The organism is Myxococcus llanfairpwllgwyngyllgogerychwyrndrobwllllantysiliogogogochensis (assembly GCF_006636215.1).
GTDB lineage: Bacteria > Myxococcota > Myxococcia > Myxococcales > Myxococcaceae > Myxococcus > Myxococcus llanfairpwllgwyngyllgogerychwyrndrobwllllantysiliogogogochensis.
The window spans coordinates 1-7,806 of the sequence record NZ_VIFM01000396.1 but is presented as its reverse complement, the minus strand read 5'-3'; the positions used below and the strand labels follow the sequence as shown (position 1 = coordinate 7,806).

Here is a 7,806-nt window from a genome sequence, read left to right as displayed (position 1 = left end):
CGCCCAACCCGTGGCGGCGCGGGCGGCTCCGGTTCCCCCCACACCCCAGCCGGCGCCTGTCGCGGCGCAAGCCGCCGCGCCTCAGAGCGGTGGGCCTGGGTATGCCTCCGCGCCCGCCGCATCCGGGAATACCGCCGCGCCTCAGAGCGCCGGGTACGCCCCCTCGGGAACCCAGGAGGCCGCGCGCTCGCTGGCGACGTCGCGCCTGACGGGCGGAGCCAGGGACCTGGCCATTGTCCTGGAGCAGGGCCGCAGCAGCCGCGCCAGCGACGTGCACGTCGTGGCCGAGCGCCCCGTGCTCTTCCGCCTCGCCGGAGAGCTGGTTCCCCAAGGCGGCGCACTGGATGCGGCGCGGGTGGAGGGCATGTTGATGCCGGTAGTGCCGGAGCGACTGCGCCCGGTGCTGGAGCGCGACGGCAGCTGTGACTTCTCGCTCGACTCGCCGGAGATGGGGCGCTTTCGCGTCAACGTCTCGCGGCACCGCACGGGCCTCAAGGGCACCTTCCGGGTGATTGCGCGCGACATCCCCACGTTGGAGTCGCTGGGGCTGCCCATCGAAATCGCCAAGGCGACGCACCATCATCAGGGGCTCATCGTCGTCACGGGCCCGTCCGGCCACGGCAAGACGAGCACCCTGGCGGCGCTGGTGGACCTCATCAACCGCGAGACGTCCCACCACGTGCTCACGGTGGAGGACCCGGTGGAGTTCGTCCACCCGCGCAAGAAGGCGCTCATCAGTCAGCGCGAAGTGGGCGCGCACACGAAGACGTTCGCCAGCGCGCTCAAGGGCAGCTTGCGCGAGGACCCGGACGTCATCGTGGTGGGCGAGCTGCGCGACACGGAGACGGTGCGCATGGCGCTGGCGGCCGCGGAGACGGGCCACCTGCTCATCAGCACCATGAACACGCCGAGCGCGGCGAAGACCATCGACCGCCTCATCGACCTCTTTCCACCGGCGGACCAGCAGCAGGTGCGCCTGTCGCTGTCCAGCGGCCTGCGCCTCATCGTCAGCCAGCGGCTGATGGCGAGCGCGGACGGCAAGGGCATGGTGGCGGCGGCGGAGGTGCTCCCCGGCTCGGTGGCGCTGGGCAACCTCATCCGCGACAACAAGACGTACCAGATTCCCTCGCTCCAGCAGCGCGGCAAGAGCCTGGGCATCATCCGCTTCGAGGACTCGATGGCGGACCTGGTGCGCGCGCAGAAGGTGAAGCTGGAAGTGGCCAAGGGCTTCGTGGACAACCCGGACGAGTTGGAGGCGGTGGTGACGGGAAAGAGGCCGGGCACGTCCGTGGCCGCGCCGGAGACGCAGCAGGACAGCGCCCGGCTCTTGAGCAAGATGGGCTCGTTGATGGGAAGGAAGGGGGGCTGAGATGAGCACCACGCCGCGCATCTCCGCGCTCTTCGACATGCTGCTGGAGCAGAAGGGCAGCGACCTGCACCTGAGCACCGGCTATCCCCCCATGGGCCGCATCCGTGGCGAGCTGACGCCGCTGCACGAGTTGCCCCTCACGCCCCAGGAAGTCGAAGGGCTCCTGTTCGAGCTCATCAACCCGCAGCAGAAGCGGCAGATTGTCGAGGAGCTGGACCTCGACTTCGCCTACGGCTACGGCACGAAGGCCCGCTTCCGCGCGAACTACTTCTACAAGCAGACGGGCCTGGGCGCGGTGTTCCGCACGATTCCCAGCAAGGTCCTCACGCTGGACGACCTCAAGACGCCTGAAATCGTGCGCAAGCTGGCCGAGCGTCGCAGCGGGTTGGTGCTGGTGACGGGCCCCACGGGCAGCGGCAAGTCCACGACGCTCGCGGGGATGGTGAACCACATCAACCAGACGCGTCCCGCGCACATCCTCACCATCGAGGACCCGGTGGAGTTCGTGCACGAGTCCGCGCGGGCACAGGTGACGCACCGTGAGGTGGGGCCGCACGCGTCCAGCTTCGCCACGGCCATCCGCTCGGCGGGGCGCGAGGACCCGAACGTCATCCTCATCGGCGAGCTTCGCACCAACGAGACGATGAAGCTGGCGCTCCAGCTGGCGAGCTTCGGCGTGCTGGTGTTCGCCACGGTGCACACCAACAGCGCGCCGGCGACCATCGACCGCATCATCAACTCGTTCCCCGCCGACGAGCAGGCGCAGGTGCGAGGCATGCTGGCGGAGAGCCTGGCGGGCATCGTCGCGCAGCAGCTCATCAAGACGGCGGACGGCAAGGGCCGCGTGGCGGCGCTGGAAATCCTCGTGGGTGGCGCGGCCATCGCCGCGATGATTCGCGAGGGCAAGGTCTTCCAGATTGCATCCAAGATGCAGGCGGGCCAGGGCCAGGGCATGCAGACGCTCGACATGCACCTGGAGCGGCTGGTGCGCGACAACATCGTCACGCCCGACTCCGCGCTGGAGAAGGCCCAGGACAAGGAGAATCTGGCCAAGGTCATCCAGCGCCTCAAGCCGGATTGGGTGCTGCCGGAGTCGATGAAGGCGTAGTCGCCCCAAGCCCGCCCGCGACGGCGGAAATGTCTGGGCGAGAGGGAGACCTTTTCCGCCGGTGTCAGGAAGGCAAGGCCGTGGCGTCGCTGGGCCCGCAAGGGAGTCCTGGATGCGCTACGGCGATGACAAGTCCTTCGAGATGGCACGCAGTCTGTTGCCTTCCACTCACCGGCAGGCAGCTCGCAAGAGTCGCGCGAGCCTGCACCGGCGCTCCCGCCGCACCTCGAGGACCCGGGTCGCCCAGCTCATCCGAGACCCCGAGTTCGCCGAGGACTGCGCGGAGCTGGATGAAGACACCTCCTCCGAGATGCGGGGGCTGGTGTGGGAACGACAAGCCTCGGACAAGGTCAACCCCTTCATCCGCTGGGCGGAACAACGAACGTTGGACCAGCCTCGCGACCTGCGCGTGGAGCTGATGCGCAAGGTTCTCCCGGCAGGACTCATCGGTCATCACGCGCTCTCGCATCTGAAGCAGCAGAAGCACTTCCTGAGCAGCCTGGAGCTGCCGCGCGGGACCGGCCGCTCCAGCAACCCATGGCGGAGAAAGCCCCTCTCGGACCGGGGGGTGATGGCGCAAATCCTTCGCGGACTGCTGCGAATCCCCGACGGACAGAAATCCTTCAACGGCTACCTCAAGCGAGCCTGTGCCAGCAGTTGGAGTTGGAAGCAGGGACACGACGGCCGCTGTCACGTGGTGCTCCACGGACACAAAACTCCCAGGCTGCTGATGGGGGTGCATGACGTGCTCACCTTCCTGGATGACGTGGGCGTTCATCCCTGGCCTCCTCACTCGCCGCAGCCCAGGGGCGAACCCGCCTCGACGCGCGAGCCAGCCCTCACCTTTCTGCGAGCCTTCCATCGCCTGGGTGGGGACCTCACCGCCACCCTCGCAGCTCTTCCTCCGGTTCCCCGACTGAGCACGCTGCCACGCGGAGGCACACACTCTCGGTAGGACCTGGAACCGCGACGAACCGACGTGCGCGAGCAGGCGACGCGGAACATGATGCACACCATGCTTCACGGCTTCGAGAGCACGACGACGGAACGGCTGCTGCTTCGCCCGTTTCGAGAGACCGACCTGGACGCGGTGTTCACACTCCATGGCGACCCGGAGACCTCTCGCTTCAACCCCTCCGGCCCCTTGCGCTCGTTGGACGCCGCGAAGGAGCTGCTGGCGCTGTGGTTGAGTGACTGGGCGAAACACGGCGTGGGGTACTGGGCCGTGGAGCAACGAGAGACACCGGGCGTCGTCGTGGGCGTCTGCGGCGTGCGCCACAAGTTGTTCGAGGGTCGGACGGTGTTGAACCTCGCCTATCGGTTCGCGCCTCGGACCCAGGGGCTGGGTTATGCGACGGAGGCCGCGCGCGTCGCCGTGGAGAAGGCCCGGCGACACCTCCCCGATGTGCTCCTCGTCGCCATCATCCATCCGGAGAATGCACCGTCCCTCCGCGTCGCGGAGCGACTCGGGCTGCGGTTCGAGCGCATCACCGACTATGAAGGCACCCCGAGCCGCGTGTACGGGGTCGACTGAGCTTCGACGCGTCCGCGTGGCCTCCCGAGGCACAGGAGGACTACAGCTCCTCGCGGAGCCCCTCTCGGAACACCGTGAACACCGCCTGCCCGCAGCGGTCCGATGTGTCCGCCTGCGCTCTCGCCACGCGCACCTCGTAGCGGACACCTCCCAGCAGAAGTCGCTTCGTCTCTCCAACAGAGACAGTGACGGGTGATGCGCCACGCTTCCGGGCATCCTCGAACCGGAGCCGTGCGCCCTGGGTGCGTGTGTCCTTTCGCCGCTCGCAGTCAGCAAGTTCCCACCGGACTCGCAGCTCCGGCACGAGTCCCGTGGGCAGCAGGACTTCGCCTTCCGGCGTGGTGGGCGCGCTCGGTACCGTGAGCAGCAAGAGCCCTCCGTCCGCGTCGCGGAGTGTGTCGCCCGAGAGGAGTTCGGGATGCTCTCCGTCGCTGGAGACACAGCTCGCGGGCTCGCGGTGGCTGACCCAGCCCACGGTCCGTCCCGTCAGGTCCGCAAGGACCTCTGGCACGGTGAGTCCGTAGCTCACGTGAAGGGCGATAGAAACCCCAAGCAGGACGCGCTGTTACCCGCTATCGCCTTGATTCGCCTCGGGCTCTCTGTCCCGCCCTGTTCCATACCGGCCCCCGGTGTGCCGCCCCGTTCCACGCTGGAGGGGCACACTGGGGACACATGGGATGTCCTATCGGGGGCACGCAAGCCACCGCTGGCGGTCAGGCTTCGTCGTCGGGCAGGAGCGTCCGGAGAAGCTCGTCGTCAGGGCCGAGCGGGCGCCATCCAGCGGGAGGCGGGTTGGCAAGAAGAGCATCGCCTGCCCGATCAACCCGCTCCTTGTGGGTCTCTGGAGTGAAGGAGTACCAACCGGCAAGTGCGCGCGCGACCTTGAAGCGGTTTTCGTCCCCCATCTCGGACGGCCACCCGGTTGAGAGATAAGCGTGCAGTTCACGCACAAACTGCCCACGTACCAAGCGAGTGAGCCGATGGCTTCGCTCCGCTTCGGCCACCAGTCCACTGAACACCTGCACCCCTGCGATGTCGTCCTTGCCAAGCTCCTCGGCCAACTCCTCTAGGGATGCGGTAGGGCGAGCCTCGGCAAATGCAGTGAGTGAGTCGTAGCCTCGCCCGCGAACACGCTCATAGAGGCGGGCCTTCCAGTTACCCTGCCAAGAACGTCCGTCGGACATCGGATGCTCTCCTTCGAGGCATAGCGGCGCGTAGAACCGTGGTGCCCCGCCTCACCAACGAGCGGGGCTACCAGCTCTGTTCAGGCTTCTTCGTCGGGGAGGAGCACCCGAAGAAGCTCGTCATCAGGACCGAGAGGGCGCCAGCCCGCCGGGGGAGGGTTGGCTCGAAGTGCCTCTCTCGCCAATCGGCCTCGTTCCTGGTGGGTTTCTGGAGTGTAGGCGGACCACGAACCGAGCGCCTTGGCCACTTTGAACACGTTTGCGTCATCCATCACGGCGGGCCACCCATCGGGAAGGCTCTGAGACAAGAGGCGAACGAGTAGATCGCGAACGAAGCGGGTGACCCGCCTGCTCCGCTCTGCCTCGTACAGCAAGCCGCTCAACACCTGCACCGCAGCAACGTCGTTGCCCAGTTCGTCGGCCAGGACGAATAGCGGCACGGCAGGCCGCGCGTCGGCAAAGGCGGTCAGTGAGTCGTAGCCTCGCTCGCGGACCCGTTCGTACAGGCGAGCCTTGATGTTGCCCTGCCAAGCTGCTCCGTCGCTCATCGCCTTCTCCCTGTGACGAAATTCATCGGGATCCGGTAGTCCTTCATTCGATCTGCAACGATGTCCAGGACCGCATTCCGCGTCAACCTGCGTCCAGCTTCGACCTCGGCATCGCTTAGGGCCTTCATGAGCATCCGGTTCCACTCACCGGGCCACGTGCGCCCCAGCCTCCAGTTCCCCCCTCCATGAATCGCCTCGTGTTGGGACTTCTCCAGGCGGACACAGAACTGGTCAATGTCCATGTCGCCCTTGAATCCGCGCTGCTCGAACCATTCCCGGTGCTCCTTCGGCAGAACGTGGTGCTTGGGGGCCTCCGACATGCCCGCTCCCGCCTTCCCCGTCACATGCATCCCCCTCACCTCCGGACTGTCCCCCAGCGCGTCCCGCACGCCCTGAGGCAAGTCCTGGTACGCCTGCGCCATCATCACCTGCCCGCCATGAATGCGGACGGCCGCGTTGACGGCAGGAAGGGAGATGACTCCCGCCTGCACAAGCCTTCGCATCATCTCCACCCACTCTGCGGAGACAACGATGCGCGAGCCCATCATGACGCCCCCCGACCCCATCGCGAGGCTCATGCCGAGTGTCACCGGTGCGGCCGGGGGCAGCCGGGGTAGCGACATCTTCAGCGTGGAAATCATGGACACCATTTCCAGCACCTGCGCCGCCGTGAGGACCTTCTCACCCACCCGCATGCTCTCGCGGGTCTGCGCTTGGAGCGCGGCAAACTCCTGGGTCAGCTTCCCCATCAACTCAGGCATCGCCGTGGCAGCGGCCTCCACTCGCTCCGGGTCGAGTGACTCAAGGTCCTTCAGCGTGGGCTCCATCAGTCGCTGCACCCGATGAAGGTCCACGAACAGCTTCTCGTCGCTGCACACGAAGCAGTGCTTGATGATGGCGGCCGAGAACTGGAGGAAGTCAACCCAGGTGGCCAGTAGCAGGGTCCCGAACATCGTGGCCTGGAGCTTGGGCCCCGTCATGCGAAGCACCCCCAGCTCCATGTCCGGGTCACCCACTTCCGAGGCCACCTCCGTCAGCCCGGTCGCACTCCCAAGCCCGCCACGAAGCCACGTCACTTGAGCGGAGCCATGCTCGACAAACCGGGAGAACAAGCCGTCGTCATTCAGGCTCTGCTCACCGAGTGCCCTGGGCCGATGGGCCGCCAACTTCGTGAAGGTCCCTTCAACACCATCCAGCGTGCCCTTGACCTCGTCGATGGCGTCGAGGACAGCCTGTCGCGGAGAGGCGCCGGTCTGTGCTCCACCCCCGACGGCTCCGGATGCGGCCTTCGTTGCATCAATTCGCGCCCCCCCATGACGCACAAATCGCTGTCGAGGCCAGGAGCCCGCGATGGAGTACGGAGACGGGTCGAAGGCGCCGGGGCGTTCGTCGCTCGCAATATCCACCCCCTCGGGAGGTGTTGCTGCGCGCGGCGTGTAGTTCAGCGTGCGGCCACGCGCGGGAGCGTGAGGCACCGAAATGCATCCCGTGGTGAGTAAGGCCAGCGACAGCACCAGGAGCCTAGCGCGCATGGTCCACCCCCAAGCCCACCGACGCGAAGGCGCCAGGTCGCAACGTCCCTTCGGTGGTGGGGAACAACAGCGTGCCGCCCGTCCCCATCGCGTAGAGGCCGCCCCCCAGGAACCTCCACCGGACTTCCGCCGCTCCGAGGTAGCGCGCTCCGGGCTTCCCAGCTCCAACCGCGAGCCCCTTCAACGCCACTTCCAAGCTGCGCTCGAAGAGCTGCACCTCCACACGTCCGTCAACATCAGCGCGGCCCCATGAGAAGACTTCCGCGCCCACCGAGACGTTCAGGTGCTTGTTGGGCCCCCCATAGCTGACGGCATCCCACTCCACGATGGCCTCTCCGAACGCGGAGTAGCCGTCCGGGAAGTGAGCATCCGCGAGCGGCACGCCGTCAGGGCCCGCCGCCTGGAAGCGCGCCAGCTCGTAGTCAGCACCGAAGAAGCCTTGCCGGAAGCCTCCATGCTGGCGCCTCGCCTCCAGCCGAAGCCGCATGTTGAACCTGTCGGTGAGGTAGTCCACCCCGCCCCCCACGACAG

General features: G+C 67.0%; 8 protein-coding genes and 1 pseudogene. 4 read left to right on the top strand and 5 right to left on the bottom strand.

From position 1 onward, the window contains the following. From FJV41_RS46585 to FJV41_RS46570, 4 genes are all read left to right on the top strand, one after another. Nucleotides 1-1,369: type IV pilus twitching motility protein PilT (locus FJV41_RS46585; protein ID WP_246137852.1), on the top strand; the 1,369-nt coding region annotated here is incomplete at its 5' end. Nucleotide 1,370: 1 nt separating this feature from the next. Next, complete coding sequence (locus FJV41_RS46580) at nucleotides 1,371-2,477, top strand: type IV pilus twitching motility protein PilT (RefSeq protein WP_141649074.1); 1,107 nt, start codon at nucleotides 1,371-1,373, stop codon at nucleotides 2,475-2,477. Between the two features lie 112 nt (nucleotides 2,478-2,589). Next, entirely contained in the window at nucleotides 2,590-3,432 is an 843-nt protein-coding gene (locus FJV41_RS46575) for a hypothetical protein (RefSeq protein ID WP_141649073.1), read from the top strand. Nucleotides 3,433-3,480: 48 nt separating this feature from the next. Continuing rightward, a complete protein-coding gene (locus FJV41_RS46570) occupies nucleotides 3,481-4,011 on the top strand; it encodes a GNAT family N-acetyltransferase (protein ID WP_246137851.1) in 531 nt (176 codons plus the stop codon). A gap of 40 nt (nucleotides 4,012-4,051) precedes the next feature. Here FJV41_RS46570 and FJV41_RS46565 read toward each other — a convergent pair whose 3' ends face one another. The 5 genes and pseudogenes from FJV41_RS46565 to FJV41_RS46545 form a co-directional block, all read right to left on the bottom strand. After that, nucleotides 4,052-4,522, bottom strand: a complete 471-nt coding sequence (locus FJV41_RS46565; protein WP_181791439.1) for a hypothetical protein — start codon at nucleotides 4,520-4,522, stop codon at nucleotides 4,052-4,054. Between the two features lie 202 nt (nucleotides 4,523-4,724). Then, nucleotides 4,725-5,195 carry an NUDIX hydrolase gene (locus tag FJV41_RS46560; protein WP_141649071.1) on the bottom strand — a complete coding sequence of 157 codons (471 nt, stop codon included), beginning with the start codon at nucleotides 5,193-5,195 and terminating at the stop codon, nucleotides 4,725-4,727. Between the two features lie 80 nt (nucleotides 5,196-5,275). Further along, a complete protein-coding gene (locus tag FJV41_RS46555) occupies nucleotides 5,276-5,743 on the bottom strand; it encodes an NUDIX hydrolase (RefSeq protein WP_141649070.1) in 468 nt (155 codons plus the stop codon). Further along, on the bottom strand, nucleotides 5,740-7,275 hold the full coding sequence (locus FJV41_RS46550) for a DUF2380 domain-containing protein (RefSeq protein WP_141649069.1): 1,536 nt from the start codon (nucleotides 7,273-7,275) through the stop codon (nucleotides 5,740-5,742). The genes FJV41_RS46555 and FJV41_RS46550 overlap by 4 nt, the downstream gene beginning before the upstream one ends. Further along, a pseudogene (locus FJV41_RS46545) lies at nucleotides 7,265-7,806 on the bottom strand (hypothetical protein); the annotation flags it as partial. The pseudogene FJV41_RS46545 and the gene FJV41_RS46550, both read right to left, overlap by 11 nt.